Genomic DNA, 20,444 nt, shown 5'->3' with positions numbered 1-20,444 from the left:
TGCCCATCCGCCCCGGCGGCATGCGCTCGATCGCAAGATGTCGGTTGAGAGGAGGGGCTACGCGCCAGCTTCCTCAGAGGCCTCGGGCGCTTCGGAGGGGAGTTCCGCAGCCTCGGGGGCGGCGATCAGGCGCTCCTTCAGGCGGGCCGCCTTGCCGAACCGCTCCCGGAGATAATACAGCCGGGCGCGGCGGACCCGGGAGTGGCGCACGACCTCGATGTGGTCGATGCGCGGGGAATACAGGGGGAAGGTGCGCTCCACCCCGATACCGTGGGCGGCGATGCGACGGACGGTGAAGGTGCGGCCAGTGCCGCTGCCCCGGATGCGGATGACTGTCCCCTGGAAGACCTGCACCCGCTCCTTATCGCCCTCGCGCACCCGCCAGTGCACCCGCACCACATCGCCCGGCCGGAGCTCGGGGACCGGCCGCCCGGCGATCCATTCCCGCTCCAGCTGTTGAAGAATCAGATCGCTCATCCCGATTCCCTCTCCACCGAGATTTGCCCCGAATGGCTTCATGATGGCGACGATCAGGATCCTGGAGGACCCCGTCCCGATCGCCCCGCTGGCCTCTTCCGGATCTCCGTCCCCAGGTGGCCACGGGGTTCGCAAGCGTGCCGATGGCCGATCTTCGCCGCGATCCGCACGCAGAGGGACATTATAGCCGTCCTGTATGATCCTGACAATATTGCCCCCAGCGCGCAACGAGAACGACCTGACCGGTCCACCTCCGACCCCGCCCCAATCTATCCTGCATCCGGAAGAACCGATAAGCCCCGCAACGAACGGTGGACCACGCCGAGATCTCAGCCCCTCCCCGGCATCCCCCGATCCTCCGATGCACATCCCCGGGAGGGGGATCCTCCTCCCATCCCCCGGGATCGGATGTCGGGGAAAGGGCCGGCCGGGAACGCGCCCCCGGCGCAGCCCATCCCCCTTGACAGGCCGCCCCGGCTATGCTATGATGGAAGCCCGCTTGAGTCCGGAAGATGTGGCGGGGCTCCGGCCCTCTCACCCAAGATCTGGGGGTTCCCGACGTGCGCTGTCCCTTCTGTGGGAGCGAGGAGACGCGGGTGATCGACACCACGCCGGAGGCGGAGCGGCGGGCGGTGCGGCGCCGTCGGGAGTGCCCCCGGTGTCTGCGCCGGTTCACCACCATCGAGCGTCCGATCCATCTGGCGCCCATGGTCATCAAGCGGGATGGGCGGCGGGAGCCTTTCGATCGGGAGAAGCTGTTGCGGGGGATCCAGATCGCCTGCGCCAAGCGGCCCATCCCGGCGGAGGCCCTGGAGCGGCTGGTGGAGCGCATCGAGGCTCGCATCCAGGCCATGGGCAAGCCGGAGATCCCCAGCCGGCAGATCGGCGACATGGTGATCGCGGGGCTGAAGGAGCTGGACGAGATCGCATACATCCGCTACGCCATCGTCTATCTCGGCCTGAGCGACCTGGAGAGCATCCGACGGGAGATCGATAGCCTTCTGGAGGCCCGAGCCCGGGAAGGGGCCCCCTCCTCGGTCGGCCCGGCCTGAACGCGCCCACCCCTCGGGCCCTGCCACATCCCAACCGAACGGAAGCCACACCCGGGATCCCGCCGTGCTCCGGGATCCACCATATATGGGATTCAAACACATAGCCACCGCCATATATGGCGTTCCCCATGTTCCGGCAGGGGGCGGGACGGGAGGTGGGGGGTTAACCGTCATGCAGGGAGAAGCGCATTTCGATTCCCGCTGGGACGCGCGGGTTCGGCGCTCAGGGCGGACGAGGGACGGGATCCCCTGGATGGCGCTACACGCATGATCCGTGGGGCGCTTCGAATCCATCCCACTGGAAGGAGGCGGCCATGACGACGCGCTGGGAGATCCGAGTGGATGAGGCCAACCCGGAGGAGGAGATCCCCTTAACGGAGAACGGCCGCATCGTTCTGGAGCGGCGGTATCTGCGCAAGGGGCCGGACGGCCGTCCCGTCGAGACGATCCCCCAGATGTTCCGCCGGGTGGCCCGGGCCATCGCCGAGGCCGAGAAGGAGCTCGGCGGCGATCCGGCCCTGTGGGAGGAGCGGTTCTATCAACTGCTCACCTCCCTCCGCTTCCTCCCCAACTCCCCCACCTTCACCGGCGCCGGCACCCCTCTAGGGCAGCTGGCTGCATGTTTTGTCCTCCCCCTTGAAGACGACATGGGGAAGATCCCGGGGGGGATCTTCCAGACGCTGCGGGATGCGGCGCTGATCCAGCAGACCGGCGGCGGCAACGGCTTCTCCTTCTCCCGTCTGCGTCCCAAGAACGCCATCGTCTTCTCCTCCATGGGCCGCGCCACCGGCCCGGTGGGCTTCCTGCGGGTCTACGATCGCGCCTTCGGGGAGATCGCGCAGGGCGGAAGCCGCAGGGGCGCCAACATGGCGGTGCTGCGGGTGGACCACCCGGACATCGAGGAGTTCATCACCTGCAAGACGGACGAGAACGCCATCACCAACTTCAACATCTCGGTGGGCATCACCGACGCCTTCATGCGGGCGGTGGAGAACGACGAGGAGTGGGAGCTGCGCTTCCCGGATGTGCTGCACCCCGCGTATCGCAACTTCCGGGGGACCCTGGAGGACGCCGAGCGGGCGGGCATCCCCATTCGGGTCTACAAGCGCGTGCGGGCCCGGGACCTCTTCCGCAAGATCGCGACCCAGGCCCATCACAACGGCGAGCCCGGCGTCCTCTTCCTGGACACCGCCAACCGCTCGAACCCGGTGCCCCATCTGTATACGTTGGAAGCAACAAACCCCTGCGGTGAACAGTGGCTGGGGCCTTATGAGAACTGCTGTCTGGGCTCGGTGAACCTGGCCCGCCACGTGAAATACGTGAACGGCAAGGCGGAGGTGGACTGGGAGAAGCTGCGGGAGACGGTGGAATGGGCCACCCGCTTCCTGGACAACGTGGTCCAGGTCAACCAGTATGTGCCCGCCGTCCCTCAGCTGAAGGAGGCCGCCTTCAAGACCCGCCGCATCGGCCTGGGCTTCATGGGGCTGGCGGATCTGATGTATCACCTGCGGATCCGCTACGGCTCCGAGGAGGGCCAGGAGTTCGCCGCCCAGATCGCCGAGTTCATCCGCTATCACGCGATGCGGACCAGCATCGAGCTGGCCCGGGAGCGGGGGCCCTTCCCGGCCATCCGGGGCAGCATCTATGATCCCGAGGACCTGAAGTGGGAGCCCCCGAAGCCCCTCAAACCCTACACCCGCGACTGGGGCCGACCGCCGCTGGACTGGAACGCCATCGTGGAGGGGATTCGCCGTCACGGCATCCGCAACGCTGCTCAAACAACCGTCGCGCCGACCGGCACCCTCTCCACCGTCGCCGGCTGCGAGGGCTATGGGTGCGAGCCGGTCTTCGCCCTGGCCTACATCCGTTACGTCCACGAGGCCGAAGGGCGCCTGGAGCTGCGCTACGTCAGCCCCCTCTTCATGCGCGCCCTCAAAGAGGCCGGCCTCGACGAGGAGACCCGCGCCCGGATCATCGAGGAGGTCCTGCGCAAAGGCACCTGCCAGCACATCCAGGAGCTCCCAGACTGGATCCGCCACACCTTCGTGGTCGCCCAGGACCTCACCCCCGAAGAACACGTGTGGATGCAGGCCAGTATTCAGGCGTTTATTGATAATAGTATATCAAAGACGATCAATTTCCCTGAAACAGCAACCGTAGAAGATGTTGAAAAAGCCTATCTTTTAGCCTGGAAGCTGGGATGCAAAGGGCTTACCGTATACGTCGCCGGCTCCCGCCAGAAAGAGGTCCTGGAGACCCTGGAGACCAAGGCCAGGAAGGAGCAGAAGGAGGCCGCCATGGTTCCCGCTCAGCCGACGCTGCCGCAACCGGTTGGCCCGACGGTGCGCCCCCGGCCCCAGAAGCTTGCGGGCGTGACCTATCGCATCGCCACGCCGGTGGGGACGGCCTTCATCACCCTGAACGAGAACGGGGAGGGCCAGCCCTTCGAGGTGTTCCTGAACGTGGGGAAGGCCGGCTCGGATATCGCGGCGGTGGCGGAGGCCATCGGGCGGCTGATCTCCCTGCTGCTGCGGCTGCCTTCGCCCGTGCCCCCGGCCGAGCGGCTGCGCCAGGTGGTGGATCAGCTCCAGGGCATCGGCGGGGGGCGCGCCCTGGGCTTCGGACCGGAGCGGGTGCGCAGCCTCCCCGACGGCATCGCCCGGGTGCTGGCGGAGTATCTGGCCGAGCGGGGCCTGGAGCTCCCCGCCGCCCCCGCCCCTGCGGTCCAGCCCGCCCTCCCGTTATCGGAACCCCACCCCGGCCGGGAGGAGCCGAGGGCCATGGGGCCGGTGGGGGACATCTGCCCCCAGTGCGGGGAGGCCACCCTGCTGGAACAGGAGGGATGCCGGACCTGCTACAACTGTGGCTACAGCGAGTGTTAGCGCGGCACTCAGGAGGCCCCGGAGCGCGAGGGGGTTGCGCTCAGCAGCCTGCATGAGAGCGCCTCTCGCGCTCCGCACCCGGCAAGGATCCGCCATCGGATCGCGGGGGGTGGCTGGCGGGAATCCCCTATCGCTGTGCGGCTGCCCCCCGTTTCATCCATCAACTCCCACCCTCAGGAGCGAGACCGTAAGCTGCGCCACAGGGACAGAACGCCGATCCCCAGTGGGAAGGCCGCCGCCTGCTCCAGATACGCATCCACTATCCCCAGTAGAACCCAACGGTCTCTTCGCCCGCGCATGATCTAACTCCTGAGATCCATTGTAAGCGCTTCGATTTGATGAACGAAACGCCGGGATCCCCTCACCCGGCCGGCGCCTCCGGTTCTCCGGAGCGCGGGAGGACCCGAAAGAGGCCATAGCCGATGAGGACGGTGAGGTCGGGCTCCAGGCCCTGGAGGACCTCCGGGCGGTGGGTGGCGGCGATCAGGGTGATGCCGTGGGCGCGGCACAGGGCCGCCACCTTGCGGGCCACCCGCAGCGCCATCGCTGGATCCAGATGGGCGGCGAACTCGTCGATGAGCAGCAGGTTCGGCCGCGCCGCCAGCAGGTAGGCGATCCGCGCCCGCTCCTTCTGCCCGGTGGAGAGCTCGGAGAAGCGCGCCCGGTAGAGCACCGCGTCGGCGATCCCCGCCACGTTCAGGACCTCGATGGCCAGCACCTCATCCCCTGTCAGCCGATACAGGGCTTCCAGCAGCGTCTCCTCCCCGAACTCCGGCTCCACCTCGCCCGGCAGATACGCCGCCGCCCGGATGTTCTCCGGCACCTCGATGCTCCCCGCCTGCAGGGCATACAGGGCCCGGATCGCCCCACGGGGCAACGGGGCCTCCCCCCGCCGGGCCGCCGCCCCCAGCAGCAGGCGCAGCAGGGTGGTCTTCCCCGCCCCGGACGCGCCGATCAATGCCACCACCTGTCGGGGGTGGATGATCAGGGATACATCCTTCAGCACGATCTTCTGGATCGCCCGCTCCTGAACGCCAAAGGCCTCCAGCACCTCCTGCACCGGGCGCGCCACCCCGGCCAGGCGCAGAAGGCTTTCATAGCGATAGGTCACATGCCGCAGGCGAATAGGGCCGGCCAGCGGCTCCACCGGCCGGAAGGCCGGACGGTAGAGCCGCCCGCGATGGGCCCGGGCGACCGGGTCGGTTTCATAGAACCGCTCCAGGTAAGGCTGCGCCTCCTCCGTTAGCGGGTAGACCAGCACCGGCCGCCCGGAGGCGGTGTCGCCGAGATAGCGGAAGCCCGCCCGCTCCATAAACGGGTTGTAGCGGGCCATCTGGGCGATGGTCTCCAGAAGCACCTTGGGACGACGCATCTCCGGGATCCGCCGCTCCCGGATCCAGGCGATGGCGGCTCGCAAGGCCAGCTGCCCCAACCCATCCGCCCGGTAATCCGGATGGACCACCACCCGTGCCAGACGGGCCACCCGCGTGTCGCAGACCCGCAGGGCGATCTCCTGGGATTCCCACCACAGGTCGAAGGGGGTGAGCTCCGGCCGCTCCCGCTGCAGCTCCTCTTCATAGCGCTCCGGCCAGAAGGGAGGCTCGAACCATTCGGCGGGGAAGATGGCCTGCCGAAAATGGGGCTGGACGGAGCCATCGGGCAGGCGGCGGTGCATCAGGGGGATCGGCGGATCGATCCGCACGTATCCGATGTAAAGGGGCTCATAGGGCATGCGCTCCTCCAGGGTCAACACCAGAAAGCGGGAGGCCCGGGTGGCGTCCTTGAGGTCGCCGAAGCGCATGGGACGACGGCAGTGGGGGCACTGGGGCCGGGCATTGGCCTCCGCCCAGGTCCGATCCTCCGGGCACCACCAGCGGGCCAGGATCTCGGCCTCAGAGGCGTAGTGATGCTGCTCCAGATCGACGATGGCTTCGAAGTCCGACTCCAGGCCGGCCTCCCGGGCCCGCACGGCGTAGCGATACAGAGGCGCCGTTGAAAGCGGGGAGGAGCGCTCCAGGACGAAGGAAGCCTGATACATGGGCCAGACCGGGATCCACTCCCCGTCGACCGCACGCCACAGGGCGTAGGCATCGAAGGTCAGGGCCTGGGGATCCGCCCCTGCGCCCAGGGCCACCCACACCTCCTCCCCCGGGCGGAACCACTGGGCGATGGTCCCGGTCATCGGCAGACGAAGCCGCCCGTCCTCTCCCTCCACCTCCAGCATGCCGAACCAGCGGTATCGGAAGCGATCGAGCCAGACGCCCCGAACCCGATAGGGCTTCCCCGCAGGATCCGGGACGCCGGATGGATGCGCGCGCTCCGTCGACACGGAATCAGACCTCCGGACGGATTCCCTGATCGACCCGCCTTCCTCACAGGATCACCGGGATGGCCTCGGCCAGCCGGATCTCCTCCATGGAGACCACGCATCGGTAAGCCAGGGCCTGCACCCCTCCGGCCACGGCCGCCCGCAACATGCGCCCGAAGGCGGGGTCCGCCGCGTCGTGGGGGCGGAAGGCCCGGGCGTCCGGCCGCTGCACAATGAAGACGATGAAGGCCTGGGCGCCCGCCGCGCGGGCTGCCTGAAGGGCGGAGAGATGGCGCCGCCCCCGCTCCGTGGGGGCATCCGGGAAGAGGCCATCCCCTCCCTCGACCAGAGTGACGCTTTTCACCTCCACATAAGCCAGGCCCTCCGGACCCTCCAGGCGGAAGTCCACCCGACCTTCCCCCAGAGGGGGCTCGGGGATCAGACGGATGTAGCCGCGGAAAGGCGCCAGCCGCCCCTCCGCCCAGGCCTCCCGGAACAGGACGTTGGGAACCCGGGCGTCCGCGGAGACCAGGGTGCCGTCCGGGAGGGCCACGAGCTGGACATCGTAGCGGGTGCGCCGCGGGCCCTCCCGGCGGGCCAGCCACATCGGATATCCCGGGATGAGCAGCTCGTGCAGGCGGCCGGAGTTGGGCAGATGGGCCCGTGTCCGGCGCCGGCCGAGGCGCACCTCCACCGCAAAGCGATTCAGACGCCGCAGGAACACCGCCGGGATCAGGGGCGGCCAGCGCATGGCGGCAACGCTCACAGGATCAGCATGGCGTCGCCGAAGGAATAGAACCGATAGCCTTCGGCGATGGCCGTCTGGTAAGCCCGGCGCATGAGATCATAGCCCATGAAGGCCGCCACCAGCAGGAGCAGCGTGGAGCGAGGGAGATGGAAGTTGGTGATGAGGGCATCGACGGCGCGGAAGGTGAACCCGGGATAAATGTAAAGATCGGTCTCCCCCTCGAAAGGCCCCACCGTCCGCCAGGGGCAGACGTCCTCCGGGGAGCAACCCAGGCCGTAACGGGCGGCGGTCTCCAGGACCCGCACCACAGTGGTGCCCACCGCCACGATGCGCCCGCCCTCCAGTCGGGTCCGGTTGATCTGCTCCGCCGTCTCCGGGGACAGGATGCACCACTCCCGGTGCAGCTTGTGCTCCCGGACATCCGGGGTCTCGATGGGGCGGAAGGTATCCAGACTGATGTGGAGGGTGACGAAGGCGAAGCGGACGCCGTGCTCCCGCAAGCGGGCCAGCAGCTCGGAGGTGAAGTGTAGCCCGGCCGTCGGGGCGGCCACGGAGCCCGGCACCCGAGCGTAGACGGTCTGATAACGCTCCGGGTCGTGGAGGGGCTTCCGGATATAGGGGGGGAGAGGGATCGCGCCCAGCCGCTCCAGCCAGCTCTCCGGAGGGACGGAGAAGCGGAGCAGGCGGAGCGGCCCTTCGCCCTCAGCCTCCACCTCGGCGTGGAGATCGATGGACTGGTTGCCGGAGAGCAGCTGCAACCGCAGGCCCGGGCGGACGCCCCGACCCCGCACCATCGCCCACCAGCGATCCGCCGCCACCCGCCGCACCAGCAGGAGCTCCACCCGACCGCCGGTAGGCTTCATCGCGAACAGGCGGGCCGGGATCACCCGGGTGTCATTGAACACCAGCAGATCCCCCGGCCGCAGATACGCTACGATCTCGCGGAAGATCCGGTGCTCGATCCTCCCGGTCGCCCGGTCCACCACCATCAGCCGCGAGGCGTCCCGGGGCTCGACGGGCTCCTGGGCGATGCGGTCGGGCGGCAGCTCGTAGTCATACGCTTCCAGGCTCAGGAGATCCTTCGGCTCCATAGCGAGCGCGATACAGCTCCAGAAGGGTTTGAAAGCCCTCCTCCCCCAGCACCCACTTCACCTCCTGATCGAAGACCATAAACAGCGGACGGGCCGTCTCGGCGGGCTGCTGGCAGGAGGCCTCCGCGTAGAGCTCGTTCTCGTCATCCAGGATCAGCTGACCCTCCCACAAGGTGAGGGGGTAGAGGGCGCAGTGGAAGGGTTTGAGGGCCCAAGGATGCATGCCGGCCTCCACGGCCGCCACCTGCAGGCTGCAGCGGCCGTCGTCCAGCAGGAAGATGCACGACTGACCGACCGGATGGTTGGGGTTCTCGATGACCGTGGTCCCGACCCAGTAGCCCGCAGGCGGCGTGTCGTCCCATTCGGGCTCCGGATCGAACCAGCGGCTCGGGTCCCGGCGGTCCGGCGGCAGGACCCGCTGGACGAGCTCGGCGTGGCGGAGGATCTCATCCCGCTGCTCCACCCGCACCCACACCCCATAGGCGCAACAGCGCCCCCGGCAGTAGGCGGGGCCGCACCGCTGCACCGGCCGGGGCTCCAGCAAGCGGGGGTCCACCCGAATCCCGCGGATCTCGATGGTCATCCCGGCCATCCCCTCCCACCGGAAGCAGGAGGCTACCCGATCAGGAACTTCCCATCCCGATAGAGGACCTCGCCATCCACCACGATCTCTCCTTCTTTCAGATCACAGATCAGGTCCCAGTGGATGGCGGACTGGTTGGTCCCTCCGGTCTCGGGATAGGCGGCGCCCAGGGCGAGGTGGAAGGTGCCGCCGAGCTTCTCGTCGAAGAGGATGTTGCGGGTGAAGCGGCGGATGGCGAAATTCGTGCCGATGCCCAGCTCCCCCAGCCGCCGGGCGCCCTCGTCGGTCTCCAGCATGCGGTGGAGGAAGGCCTCGTTCTTTTTGGCCGTGGCCTTCACCACCCGCCCGCCCTCGAAGACCAGCTCCACGCCGTCGACCTCCCGGCCGCCGTAGAGGGCGGGGTAGGTGAAGCGGACCCAGCCCTCGGTGACGGTCTCCTCGGGGCCGGTGAAGATCTCGCCGTCGGGGAAGTTGTGGCGGCCGTCGGCGCTGATGAAAGTTCGCCCCTCGATCCCCAGCACCAGGTCCGCGTTCGGGCCGCGGATGTGGACCCGTCGGCGGCCCTTCAGCCATTCCACCAGGCGTGCCTGGAAGGCCGCCTGCTCCTGCCAGCGGGCGACGGGATCTTCGTCGTTGAGCCAGCCTGCCTCGTAGACGAAGTCCTCGAACTCCTGGAGGCTCATCTCCGCCTCCTGCGCGTAGGCCTCCGTGGGGTAGAGGGTGAGGACCCAGCGCAGCTCCCCCCGGGCGGCCCGCTCCATATAGGTGCGAGTGAGATCCCGACGGGCCGCGGAGGCCTTCGCCTGACGGGCCGGATCCACCGTGCTCAGGGAGCGGGTGTTGGTCTCGCTGAGCACGCTGATCAGGACGTCGAAGGTCTCGATCACCAGCCGGTCGATGGGGGAGACAAAGGTGAGCTGATGATCCTCCGCCACCCGGTAGAAGATCTCGGCCGCCCCCGGGAGGGAGACCAGCAGGTGGGGATAGGCCCCTCGCTCCAGGACCTGCCGGTAGAGGGTGAGGAGCAAGGGAGCGGCGGCCGGGGTGCCCCGGAGGGCCACCTTGTCCCCCGGCTTCACCGCCGTGGCGTAGTCCACCAGCACCCGGGCCCACTTCTCCAGACGCGGATCGCTCATCGGACACCTCACGGCGAAGAGGATGGATCCATCCTCCGTGATTATATCTTGCGCCCGTCTTCCGGAGACATCGGATCTGCCCTCCGGCGGATGGTCCAGGCTATCATGGTCCCCGAACGTATGCGGGAGAGGAGGTCGGGGATGTTGCGGATCACCCGCGAGGGCGGCCTGGCCCTCTGGACGGTGGATCGGCCCCATCGGCGCAACGCGATGGATTGGGCCACGATGGAGGCCTTCGCCCGGGCGGTGGAGGAGGCCTGCGCGGATCCGACGCTGCGGGTAGTGATCCTCACCGGCGCGGAGGGGGCGTTCCTTTCGGGGGCGGATCTGTATGAGCTGAGCGGCTACCGCACCGAGGCGGACGGCCAGCGGCTCTCGGCGTTGATGGGAGAGGCGCTGCGCCGGATGGAGACGGCGCCCTGGATCAGCATCGCGGCCATCAACGGCCCCGCCCGGGGCGGCGGGGCGGAGGTGGCCCTGGCCTGCGATCTGCGGGTGATGGCGGAGGACGCGGACCTGGCCTTCGTGCAGATCACATGGGCCCTCCCACCCGGATGGGGCGGCGGGCAGCGGCTGCGGCGGCGGGTGGGGCTCGGCCGCGCCATGGAGTTGCTCCTGACCGCCCGACGCATCGGGGCTTCAGAGGCGCTGCAGCTGGGCCTGGTGGAACGGATCGCTCCGGCAGGCCAGGCCCTCGCGGTCGCCCGGGCGCTGGCCGAGGAGATCCTCCAATGGGACGCGGAGGCCGTGCGGGCGGTCAAGGCCCTGCTGCGGGAGGGGGAGGAAATGCCCTACGAGGCCGCCCTGGCGGCGGAGCGAGAGCGCTTCGCCCGCCTCTGGGCCGCCCCCGCCCACTGGGCCGCCAAAGCGCGTTTCCTGAACCGGCGAAGCATATAGGTTTTAGGAGGGGCTTCAGCCCCGAACTCTCCGCCCTCGATAACACAAGGGTCGCAGCGAAAGCCGCCCCGATCACTCCGAACCTCCGATTTTCGATGACGCAAAGGTCGCGGCTGAAGCCGCTCCTACAAAAAGACGCTTTCTGTAGGAGGGGCTTCAGCCCCGAACTCTCCGTCCTCGATGACGCAAGGGTTGCAGTGAAAGCCGCTCCTACAAAAAGATGGTTTCTGTCGGAGGAGCTTTAGCCCCGAACTTCCATCTTCGAGACAGCATCGCATTCTCAAATATAAGGACGAATTTGTTGAATAAATCGCACAAAATCATCCGTCCGGTCGAGGAGAGAATACAAATAATCTATATTGACTTCGGCATATTCATGAACTAGTATGTTCCTTAAACCCACCATTCCGAGCAAAACCCTGTAGGTTTGCTCGTCAATGAACCCGTTTCGGCGAAGAAGATCCATGCATGCCGCATATGAATCAGGCACTCCAAGATTGTAACGGCTCACGATATGACAAGAAATATCGATTACAATTTGAATCGCCTCCAATAAGCCGTAGCGCAACGACCACTCGAGGTGAGGCTCCTGCCGGATCTCCTCCAGGGTGTATCGCTGGCGGAAACGTCGAAGCTCGCGGACGTTCGTTTCCAGACGGAGCAGGCGCTCATTCCCGGGGTTCATGGGGCGGCTCCTGGGCGAGACGGCCAGTTCGCAGACGTTCCTCAAACGCTTGCTGAACCATGGCGCGCAGGAAGGCCGTATCCAGATAGCGCTGGATCGCCCGCGCCCGGAAGGTCACAAACCGGTCGCGGTCTTTGCAGAAAAACAGGCGGCCCTCCGCGAGCACCCGATGCGTGAGGGCGGGATGACGCTCCAGGGCCGTGTTCAGAACCAGAAGATCCACACTCCGGCCCAGGGCGATCTCCAGCTCCGCGGCGAGCCGTCCCAAATCGAGCGCCGACATATGAGCATGGACGTCCTCGGAAATATACACGGCCACATCCAGATCGCTCCACGGCCTCGCCGTGCCCCGGGCAAAGGAGCCGAAGAGCAAAGCGAACTCCACCCCATGGGCGGAGAGGATCTCCTTCGCCCGCTCCAGGCGAGCCTCCAGCGCCCCCTCGTGCGAGCGGCTCATTCCAGCGCCTCCTCACAGATCGATCGGAACCCGCAGGCCCGGCAACGGGCCGGGATGGCGTGGGAGCGATGCGCCTCCCCCCAGGCCAGATCCCGCCGCATGGCCTCCAGGACACCGAGCAGCTCCTCCCGCAACGCCTCCGTGTAATCCACCCGGAAGGTCCGATCCCGGTAGCAGATCAGCCCGTAGGGCGGGCGCTCCCCCAGGGCTTCCTCCACCAGCAGGCAATAGGCCGCCAGCTGCAGGCGGTGGGAATCGTAAGGCCGCGCCGGCGCGGACCCCGATTTCACCTCCACCGGGATCAGTCCCTCCGGGCGGCGGATCAACACGTCGGGCCGCCCGCTCAAACCGTAACGGGGCGCCCGCAGCACCGGGGCGGGACGTCCGCCGAGGTCCTCGGCGACCACGGCCCCGCCGGGCAGGCCCGCCATCCGCCGGAGGAGCCATCCGATCCCGCCGAGGAACACCGCCAGGACCAGCAACAGAAGACCCGTCAGCGTCATCGCCGGATCAAAACGCCCGCAACGCCCCGACCTCCTGAACATCCACCGGAACCCCGTCGATCTCCGGCGGGATGCGGTCCTCAGGGGCCAGCTCCTCCAGCGGGACCTTGCGGCGAACGGAGACGACCAGGCAGAGCTCGCCGGTCGGCCGGCCGCCCCGCTGCCGATAGCCGATGCCCACGGCCACCACGTTGGCCTTGCGCAGCAGCTCCGCCTCCCGCCGTCGCTTGACCTCCCGGATGCGCGTGAGGGCTTCCGGTTCGCTCATCGCAGGGCCTCCGGGGCCGCCCGGCGTCGAAGCGCGGCGTGCAGCAACAACCGCCAGGCGAGCAACAACGCGCCGTTGCCGATCAGAGTGATCAGGGCGAAGGCGAGCGGGGCCGGCCGCCCAAGGAGGAGGCTCCGCAGAGCCAGCCCCAACGCCCATGCCCCCAGCCAGGCCAGCCCGGTCCGAACCCCCACCCGGGCGAATGTCGCCGAGGGATCCGGGCGATGTCCGCCGAACAGAGGGATCAGCATCAGCCAGGCGAGGGCGAAGGGGATGGCCGCTCGGACCACTCCCCAGAGCGGGGGCCCTTCCAGCAGCAGACCGTGGCTGGCCCGCCCCATCGCCGCGAAGATCAGGAAGAGGAGAAGATCCCCTCCCAGCGCCACTCCACCCCAGCGCGTCATGGGTTCCTCCCGGAGCTCCAGCCTGTCCATCGCTTTCCTTACTTGCTTCCATTGTAACGTGGGGCAAGCCGAGCGGGGGAGGGTTGACGGGCCGGCCGTTCCTTCTACAATTGAAGGGGTGAGCATGGGGCACCCTCCGAAGACCCGCCCGGCGCGATGTTGCCTTTCCGCATTCGAAATCCGATGGAGGGGGCGATGGATATCTTCGCGAAGTGCTACAGCTTCACCACCGCGAAAGAAGCGATGGCCGCCGGCTTCTATCCCTATTTCATCCCCCTGGAGGAAAACGAGGGCACCGAGGTCATCTACCAGGGGCGCCGCATCCTGATGTTCGGCTCCAACAACTACCTGGGTCTGACCACCCATCCCAAGGTGAAAGAGGCGGCCATCGAGGCCCTCAAGCGCTATGGCACCTCGTGCACCGGCTCCCGCTTCCTGAACGGCACCCTGCGCCTGCATCGGGAGCTGGAGGAGCGCCTGGCCGCCTTCGTCGGCAAGGAAGCGGCCCTGGTGTTCTCCACGGGCTATCAGACCAACCTGGGGACCATCTCCGCCCTCGTCGGGCGGGGGGATTACGTGATCCTGGATAAAGAGGATCACGCCAGCATCGTGGACGGCGCCCGGATGTCGATGGGGGTGACCAAGCGCTTCTCCCACAACGACATGGCCGCCCTGGAGCGCCTGCTGGCTTCTCTCCCTCCCGAGGCGGGCAAGCTGGTGGTGGTGGATGGGGTGTATTCCATGGGCGGGGACATCGCCCCGCTGCCCCAGCTGGTGGAGATCTGCCGCAAACACGGCGCACGCCTGATGGTCGACGACGCCCACTCCCTGGGGGTCCTCGGCCCCAACGGGCGCGGGACCGCCGCCCACTTCGGGCTCACGGATCAGGTGGATCTCATCATGGGCACCTTCAGCAAGTCCTTCGCCTCCATCGGCGGGTTCATCGCCGGGGACGAGGCGGTGATCCACTACATCCAGCACCACGCCCGCTCCCTGATCTTCAGCGCCAGCCTGCCCGCCCCCAACGTGGCCGCGGTGCTGGCCGCCCTGGAGATCATGCTGGAGGAGCCCGAGCGGGTCCGGCGGGTGAACGAGATCGGCGCCCGCATGCGCTACGAGCTCCGCCGCCTGGGCTTCGACATCGGGCCCAGCCAGACCCCCATCGTGCCCATCATCATCGGCGACGACATCAAGACCGCCCTGGCCTGGAAGGCGCTCTTCGAGAACGGAGTCTACGTCAACTGCGTGGTCGGCCCCGCCGTCCCCCCCGGCAAGCAGCTCCTGCGCACCTCGTATATGGCCACCCACACCGACGAGCAGCTGGAGCGCGGCCTGGAGATCTTCGAGCGGGTGGGGCGGATGCTGGGCCTCATCAACCCCTCGGCCGCCCATGCCGAGGAACCCGCGCCTTCCGCCCATCCCTGAGGGAGGAACGCGAGGATGCCGCTGTATGAATACCTCTGCCAGGATTGCGGGACGAAGTTCGAGCTGCTGCGGGGGATGGCCCACGCCGACGACCCCGCCCCCTGCGCTCAGTGTGGCAGCCTGCGCACCGGGCGCCTGATCTCCCTGTTCGCCGCGGTCAGCGACGGAAGGATCGTGACCGGCCCGGCCGGGTGCGCCGGGTGCTCCGCTCACTCCTGCGCCGCATGCGGATGCCATCGATGAGGTCCGGTCTCGATCCCCGACCTCGCGCCTTCCTCCGGCTTCTGCTCCTGCTCCTCGGGGTGGGAGCGGTGGGACGGATCTCGGCCATCGCCTGGGCCCAGGGCAACGCCCAGGTGATCTCGCCTCCCCGGGATCAGCCGGTGCGGGGCACCGTCGACATCGTGGGCATCGCCACCCATCCCAACTTCGCCAAATACGACGTGGCCATCCTCGACGCCTACGATTTCAGCAAAGAGTGGCGCTGGCTGGTCCAGGGACGGCCGGTCCGTGCGGAGGTGCCGATGGTCCTGGCCACCTGGAACACCACGCTCTTCCCGGATGGGGATTACGTGATCCTGATCCGCATCTGGGATCAAGGAGGGGGCCACCAGGATTTCCTGTTCTCCGGATACCGGGTGGCGAACGCCATGCCCGCCCCCACGCCCACGGAGGAGATCGCGCCGACCTTCGAGCCCGAGCCCACCGGCACCCCGGTTCTCACCCCGACGGTTCGCATCGAACTGCCCCCCACCCCTACGCCCGGCCCTACTCCTACCCCGATCCCGGGGGTCGGACGAACCCGAGGGGATTCCCTGGGGATCGGGGATCTCATCGGTGCGTTCCTCCGGGGAGTCCAATGGACTTTCCTCCTGTTCGGGGCCTGGGGCGGGATCCGGCTCCTGCGCTGGGCCTGGCGCCGGCTGGCCCGTCGGCCCCGCGCCCCCTGAGGGCCGCTCTCCCCTCCTCTTCTTAGCGGGAAGCGAGGAGCGGTGACTTCGGTTAAAATTTCCGTGAACTTCCCGCTCTCCGGGACCACTTATGGCACCCGAGCCCATTCGCGTCCTTCATTTCGCCGATCTGCATATCGGCATGGAGGCCCACGGCCAGATCGACCCCCAGACCGGCCTGAACCGGCGGGTGGTGGACTTCCTGCATGCCTTCGATCGCATCGTGGACTATGCCATCCAGCACGAGGCGGACCTGGTCCTGTTCTGCGGCGATGCCTTTAAAAACCGGGATCCCTCCCCGACCTATCTGCGGGAGTTTGCCGCCCGCCTCCGGCGCCTGCTGGAGGCCGGCCTCCCGGTGTTCCTGCTGGTGGGCAACCACGACCTGCCCGGGATGGAGAAGCGGGCCACCCCCCTGGACGTCTTCGGGGAGTTCCGGCCGCTGCTCCGGGGCGGCGAAGGCCTCATCGTGGGGCGCCGGGAGGATGTGCATCGCATCGACACGCGCCGCGGCCCTCTCCAGGTGATCGCCATGCCCTTCCCGGTGCGCAGCCGCCTCCTGAAAGACGAGGCCTGGAGAAACCTCCCCCCGGAGGAGCTGGATCATCAACTCCGGGAGACGCTTCACGCGGTGCTCCAACATCTCCTGGAGACGAAGATCGATCCCGCTTTGCCGACCATCGTGGCCGGGCATTTCTCCATCGAAGGGGCGACCTACGGCTCCGAGCGCCAGGTGATGATCGGCTACGACGTGGTCCTGCCTCCCTCCATGTTCCGCCATCCGGCCATCGATTACGTGGCCCTGGGCCACATCCATAAGCATCAGGCCGTGGGCGATGGGGCTCCACCGATCGTCTACAGCGGGAGCGTGGAGCGGGTGGACTTCAGCGAGGAAGGTGAACCGAAGGGCTTTTGCTGGGTGGAGGTTCGCCGGGGGGATGCCCGGTGGCGCTTCGTCGAGCTCCCCGCCCGGCGTTTCTTCACCCTCTCCCTGGACCTCCGCCAGGCCGCCGACCCGGAGATGACCGCCATCGCCGAGATCCGCCGCCAGGCCGATCGGATCCGGGAAGCGGTGGTGCGGGCCCGGGTGCGCATCCGGCCGGAGCAGGCGGAGCGTCTGCGGGAGGCCCGGATCCGGGAGGAGCTGGAGAAGGCCGGCGCGTTCTCCGTCTCAAGCCTTCACATCGAACGGGAGGAAAGCGTCCGCTCCCGCATCAGCCTGACGGAGATGGAACATCTGACCCCCCTGGATCTGCTGGCCCGCTACCTGGACTCCCGGGATCCCCCGCCGGATCCCAGGCGACGGGAGCGATTGCTCCGCCTGGCGGAGCAGCTGATGCGTGAGGAAGAGCCGTGAGCTTCGCACGTCGAATGAATTCGACCCTGGGAGGTGGGTGTGTCCCAATTTTGTCGGGCTGGCCCCTTTGTAGGACAACTGCGAGCAGTTGTCCTACGATTTTGGGACACACCCTGGGAGGCCTGCGGCCGACGGTCGGCCTGCGCCGACCACAAGGGTGTTCTTTGCGTCGGCGAAGGCCGACGCTTGGCGCAGCGCACGTCGAAGGAATTCGACCTTGGGAGGCCTGCGGCCAACAGTCGGCCTGCGCCGACCGGGAGAAGATCCTTTTGCGTCGGCGGAGGCCGACGCTCGGCGCGCCAGCGCCTGAGGAGGCCGATTTCAATCGGCGCCAGAGGCCTTTGGCCGACGGTCGGCCTGCGCCGACCACAAGGGTGTTCTTTGCGTCGGCGAAGGCCGACGCCTGGCGCAGCGCACGTCGAATGAATTCGACCTTGGGAGGCCTGCGGCCGACGGTCGGCCTGCGCCGACCGAAGGAAAAAGGCGTCGGCGGAGGCCGACGCCCGGCGCGCAGCGCCCGGAGAGGCCGATTTCAATCGGCGCGAAAGCCTGTGCCGGCGAAGGCGACGTCCGGCGCCCAGCGTCTTAGAGGCCGATCGCAATCGGATGAGGACGGAGATAGGGATTCGTGGAAGGTCTCCGCCGTCCTACCGGAGGTAAAGCGCGATGGAGCTGGTCCGGCTGGAGTTAAAGAACTTCCTGAGCTATCGGGAAGGGGTCCTGGATTTCAACGGCCTGCGCATGGCCGCGCTGGTGGGGCCCAACGGGGCCGGCAAGAGCAGCCTCCTGGATGCCATCACATGGGCCCTGTGGGGGAAGACCTCCCGTCTGGACCGGGATCAGGATCTGCTGGTGCATCGGGGAGAAAAAGAGGCCCGGGTGAGCCTCACCTTCCGCCTGGGGGAGGCCCTCTATCAGGTGACCCGCACCCGCCGCCGGGGGAAAGGCAGCACCCTGGACTTCCAGATGCTGGCGCCCCGCCGTCGCTCCCTCACCGGCTCCGGCCTCCGGGAGACCGAGCGGCTTATCTCCCAGACCCTCGGGATCGACTTCGAAACCTTCGTGAACTCCGCCTTCATCCGTCAGGGGCGCGCCGACGAGTTCACCACCAAAACCCCTGCGGAGCGCAAGGACGTCCTGGCGGAGATCCTCCAGCTCAGACGATGGACGGAGCTGGAGGAGCGGGCGAAGGAGAAGATCCGGCGCATCGACCAGGAGCTGGAGACCCTGCGCTGGCGGATCCAGGAATGCGAGAAGGAGCTGGCCCAGCGCCCCCAGCGGGAAGCCGATCTCCGGAAGGCCTCAGCCGAGCACCTGGCCCGGCAGGAAGAGCGGGAGAAGGCGGAGAAGGCCTGGGAGGAGCTGCGCCGGGATGAGGAGCGGGCCCGGGAGGTCCAGGGGCGGCTCCGCGAGCTGCAGGCCCAGCGCCAGGAGGTGGAAAACAGCCTGGCTCGCCTGGAGGAACAGATCCGCCAGCAAGAGGAATCCCTGCGCCGGTGGCGCGCGTTGCTCGAACGACGGGCGGCCATCGAGGCCGCCTGGGCCGCGCTCCAGCGCGCCCGGGAGGAGCTCGCCCGCATGGACGAGGCCTCCCGGACCGCGCTCGCCCTTCGAGAGCGTCGCGCCGAGCTGGAGAAGCAGATCGCCGTCGCCCGGGCGCAGCTGGAGGGGGAACGCCAGCGGCTGCAGCGGGAGATCGAAGCCGCCCGGGATCGCGCGAGCCGCCTGCCGGACCTGGAGCGCGAGGCCGCCGACCTCCGGGAGCGCCTGAGCCGGCAGCCTGCGCTGGAGCAGGAGATCCGGGCCCTCGAGGAACGGCTTCAGACGCTGCAGGCCGAGCGGGTCGAACGCCAGAGCGAGAACCGCCGCCTCCATGAAGAGATGAGGGATCTCAAAGCGCGCATCCAGGCCATCGCGCAAATCGGCGCGGAATGCCCCACATGCCGTCGCCCCCTTCCCGATGCGGAACGAGAGCGCCTGCGCCGGGAGTGGGAGGAAGAAGGACGCCGCCGGGCCGACCGCTACCGGGAGAACCAGAACCGTCTCCAGGCGCTGGAGCAGGAACAAGCCGAGGCCGCCGCCCGCCTGGAGGAGCGCCGGCAGGCCCTGAGCGCCCTCGCCCGATTCCATTCCCGCCTGGAGCAGATCGAGGGGGAGCGGGCGGACATCCTGCGGGAAAAGGAACGGCTCGCGGACCTGGAGACGGCGCTTCGGGAAGTGGAACGACGGCTCCAGGAGGACCTCATCGTCCCCGAGGAGCAGGCCGAACTGCGCCGCATCGACGAGGCGCTTCGGGACCTGGGCTACGACGTCGAGGCCCACCACGCCCTGATCCAGCGGATCCGGGCGCTGGAGGAGGAGGCTCAGGACTGGCCACGCCTTCAGGAGGCCGAGCAGCGCGTCCCCCAGGAGGAGGAAGCCCTCCGCCGGCTGGAGAGCCTGTATCACGACAGCCTCGAACGCCGGGAGCGCATCCTCCGATCCATCGGGGAGCTGGAACAGGCCGGGCAGGCGCTGGCGGAGCGCCTGAAGGCCTTGCCCGAAGCCCAGCGACGGCTGGAGGAAGCCCGGCGGGCGGAGCGGGAAGCGCGGGATCGCCTGATCGCCGCCGAACAGAGGCTGAAGATCCTCGATCAGCTGGAGCAGGAATGGCAAAGCCTGCAGGAGGAGATCCTCCGCCTGGAGGAGGAGAAGGGTCTCTACCGGGATCTGCAGCTCGCCTTCAGCCGGAACGGGGTCCCGGCCATGATCATCGAAGCCATCCTCCCGGAGATCGAGGAAGAGGCCAACCGTATCCTCCACCGCCTGACCGATGGGCGCCTCACCGTGCGTTTCCGCTCCCAGCGGGAGACCAAAGAAGGCAACGTCCGGGAGACCCTGGACATCCTGATCTCCGACGAGGGGGAGGAGCGGCCCTACGAAAACTTCTCCGGCGGGGAGAAGTTCCGGGTGGACTTCGCCATCCGCCTGGCCCTCTCCCGGATCCTCGCCCGGCGCTCCGGAACCCCCCTGCGGCTGCTGGTGGTGGATGAGGGGTTCGGCTCCCAGGACCAGGCCGGCCGGGAGCGGCTGATCGAAGCCCTGAACGCCATCAAGGACGAGTTCGCCACGATCCTGGTGATCTCCCATCTGGAGGAGTTCCAGGACGCCTTCCCGGTCCGCATTGAGGTCCGCAAGACAGCGGCGGGCTCCCGGCTGCACATCGTGATGTGAGGCGCAGG

General features: G+C 68.0%; 19 protein-coding genes. 8 read left to right on the top strand and 11 right to left on the bottom strand.

What is annotated here, in order from left to right; genetic code table 11:
• Positions 1 to 57: 57 nt before the first annotated feature.
• Complete coding sequence (gene rplS, locus KNN16_RS01295; RefSeq protein WP_369685867.1) at positions 58 to 477, bottom strand: 50S ribosomal protein L19; 420 nt, start codon at positions 475 to 477, stop codon at positions 58 to 60.
• A gap of 512 nt (positions 478 to 989) precedes the next feature.
• Between rplS and nrdR the strand changes: the two genes are divergently transcribed.
• Both nrdR and KNN16_RS01285 read left to right on the top strand, forming a co-directional pair.
• The gene (gene nrdR / locus KNN16_RS01290; protein ID WP_303898189.1) at positions 990 to 1,529 is read left to right on the top strand and encodes a transcriptional regulator NrdR; all 540 of its coding nucleotides are present in this window, start codon (positions 990 to 992) and stop codon (positions 1,527 to 1,529) included.
• A 314-nt stretch (positions 1,530 to 1,843) separates the two neighbouring features.
• Positions 1,844 to 4,411: an adenosylcobalamin-dependent ribonucleoside-diphosphate reductase gene (locus KNN16_RS01285; protein ID WP_303898188.1), complete on the top strand. Its 2,568-nt coding sequence runs from the start codon at positions 1,844 to 1,846 to the stop codon at positions 4,409 to 4,411.
• Between the two features lie 361 nt (positions 4,412 to 4,772).
• On the opposite strand, the gene KNN16_RS01280 is transcribed toward KNN16_RS01285, so the two are convergent.
• From KNN16_RS01280 to KNN16_RS01260, 5 genes are read right to left on the bottom strand one after another with little or no spacing between them, the layout of a single operon-like run.
• Positions 4,773 to 6,740: a GNAT family N-acetyltransferase gene (locus KNN16_RS01280; RefSeq protein WP_303898186.1), complete on the bottom strand. Its 1,968-nt coding sequence runs from the start codon at positions 6,738 to 6,740 to the stop codon at positions 4,773 to 4,775.
• A gap of 43 nt (positions 6,741 to 6,783) precedes the next feature.
• The gene (gene sfsA / locus KNN16_RS01275; RefSeq protein ID WP_303898184.1) at positions 6,784 to 7,470 is read right to left on the bottom strand and encodes a DNA/RNA nuclease SfsA; all 687 of its coding nucleotides are present in this window, start codon (positions 7,468 to 7,470) and stop codon (positions 6,784 to 6,786) included.
• Between the two features lie 11 nt (positions 7,471 to 7,481).
• Positions 7,482 to 8,558, bottom strand: a complete 1,077-nt coding sequence (gene queA, locus KNN16_RS01270; RefSeq protein WP_303898182.1) for a tRNA preQ1(34) S-adenosylmethionine ribosyltransferase-isomerase QueA — start codon at positions 8,556 to 8,558, stop codon at positions 7,482 to 7,484.
• Positions 8,521 to 9,141 (bottom strand): DUF3109 family protein, encoded by a 621-nt coding sequence (locus KNN16_RS01265; protein WP_303898181.1) that lies wholly within the window; start codon positions 9,139 to 9,141, stop codon positions 8,521 to 8,523. The genes queA and KNN16_RS01265 overlap by 38 nt, the downstream gene beginning before the upstream one ends.
• 32 nt (positions 9,142 to 9,173) lie before the next feature.
• A complete protein-coding gene (locus tag KNN16_RS01260; RefSeq protein ID WP_299286195.1) occupies positions 9,174 to 10,277 on the bottom strand; it encodes an aminopeptidase in 1,104 nt (367 codons plus the stop codon).
• Positions 10,278 to 10,418: 141 nt separating this feature from the next.
• On the opposite strand from KNN16_RS01260, the gene KNN16_RS01255 reads away from it, so the two are divergent.
• A complete protein-coding gene (locus tag KNN16_RS01255) occupies positions 10,419 to 11,174 on the top strand; it encodes an enoyl-CoA hydratase/isomerase family protein (protein WP_299286201.1) in 756 nt (251 codons plus the stop codon).
• A gap of 280 nt (positions 11,175 to 11,454) precedes the next feature.
• On the opposite strand, the gene KNN16_RS01250 is transcribed toward KNN16_RS01255, so the two are convergent.
• From KNN16_RS01250 to KNN16_RS01230, 5 genes are read right to left on the bottom strand one after another with little or no spacing between them, the layout of a single operon-like run.
• Positions 11,455 to 11,859, bottom strand: coding sequence for a DUF86 domain-containing protein (locus KNN16_RS01250; RefSeq protein WP_303898180.1), 405 nt, complete (start codon positions 11,857 to 11,859; stop codon positions 11,455 to 11,457).
• Positions 11,843 to 12,316 carry a nucleotidyltransferase domain-containing protein gene (locus tag KNN16_RS01245; protein WP_303898179.1) on the bottom strand — a complete coding sequence of 158 codons (474 nt, stop codon included), beginning with the start codon at positions 12,314 to 12,316 and terminating at the stop codon, positions 11,843 to 11,845. Before KNN16_RS01245 ends, KNN16_RS01250 begins: the two co-directional genes overlap by 17 nt.
• Entirely contained in the window at positions 12,313 to 12,819 is a 507-nt protein-coding gene (gene cas4, locus KNN16_RS01240) for a CRISPR-associated protein Cas4 (RefSeq protein WP_303898178.1), read from the bottom strand. Before cas4 ends, KNN16_RS01245 begins: the two co-directional genes overlap by 4 nt.
• A gap of 7 nt (positions 12,820 to 12,826) precedes the next feature.
• Positions 12,827 to 13,087 carry a hypothetical protein gene (locus KNN16_RS01235; RefSeq protein ID WP_299286209.1) on the bottom strand — a complete coding sequence of 87 codons (261 nt, stop codon included), beginning with the start codon at positions 13,085 to 13,087 and terminating at the stop codon, positions 12,827 to 12,829.
• Complete coding sequence (locus KNN16_RS01230; protein WP_299286212.1) at positions 13,084 to 13,491, bottom strand: DUF3054 domain-containing protein; 408 nt, start codon at positions 13,489 to 13,491, stop codon at positions 13,084 to 13,086. The genes KNN16_RS01235 and KNN16_RS01230 overlap by 4 nt, the downstream gene beginning before the upstream one ends.
• 195 nt (positions 13,492 to 13,686) lie before the next feature.
• Here KNN16_RS01230 and KNN16_RS01225 point away from each other — a divergent pair, with 195 nt between their 5' ends.
• From KNN16_RS01225 to KNN16_RS01205, 5 genes are all read left to right on the top strand, one after another.
• Positions 13,687 to 14,916 (top strand): pyridoxal phosphate-dependent aminotransferase family protein, encoded by a 1,230-nt coding sequence (locus KNN16_RS01225; protein ID WP_303898175.1) that lies wholly within the window; start codon positions 13,687 to 13,689, stop codon positions 14,914 to 14,916.
• A gap of 15 nt (positions 14,917 to 14,931) precedes the next feature.
• Positions 14,932 to 15,159 carry a zinc ribbon domain-containing protein gene (locus KNN16_RS01220; RefSeq protein WP_088570750.1) on the top strand — a complete coding sequence of 76 codons (228 nt, stop codon included), beginning with the start codon at positions 14,932 to 14,934 and terminating at the stop codon, positions 15,157 to 15,159.
• Positions 15,156 to 15,866 carry a hypothetical protein gene (locus KNN16_RS01215; RefSeq protein WP_299286220.1) on the top strand — a complete coding sequence of 237 codons (711 nt, stop codon included), beginning with the start codon at positions 15,156 to 15,158 and terminating at the stop codon, positions 15,864 to 15,866. The genes KNN16_RS01220 and KNN16_RS01215 overlap by 4 nt, the downstream gene beginning before the upstream one ends.
• A 91-nt stretch (positions 15,867 to 15,957) precedes the next feature.
• A complete protein-coding gene (locus tag KNN16_RS01210; RefSeq protein ID WP_303898173.1) occupies positions 15,958 to 17,223 on the top strand; it encodes an exonuclease SbcCD subunit D in 1,266 nt (421 codons plus the stop codon).
• 666 nt (positions 17,224 to 17,889) lie between these two features.
• Positions 17,890 to 20,436, top strand: coding sequence for an SMC family ATPase (locus tag KNN16_RS01205; RefSeq protein ID WP_303898171.1), 2,547 nt, complete (start codon positions 17,890 to 17,892; stop codon positions 20,434 to 20,436).
• Positions 20,437 to 20,444 lie beyond the last annotated feature (8 nt).

This window comes from Thermoflexus hugenholtzii, from assembly GCF_018771565.1.
Classification (GTDB): Bacteria; Chloroflexota; Anaerolineae; order Thermoflexales; family Thermoflexaceae; genus Thermoflexus; species Thermoflexus hugenholtzii_A.
Note: the sequence above shows the minus strand (reverse complement) of the source record. Positions and strands in the feature narration are given on the sequence as shown.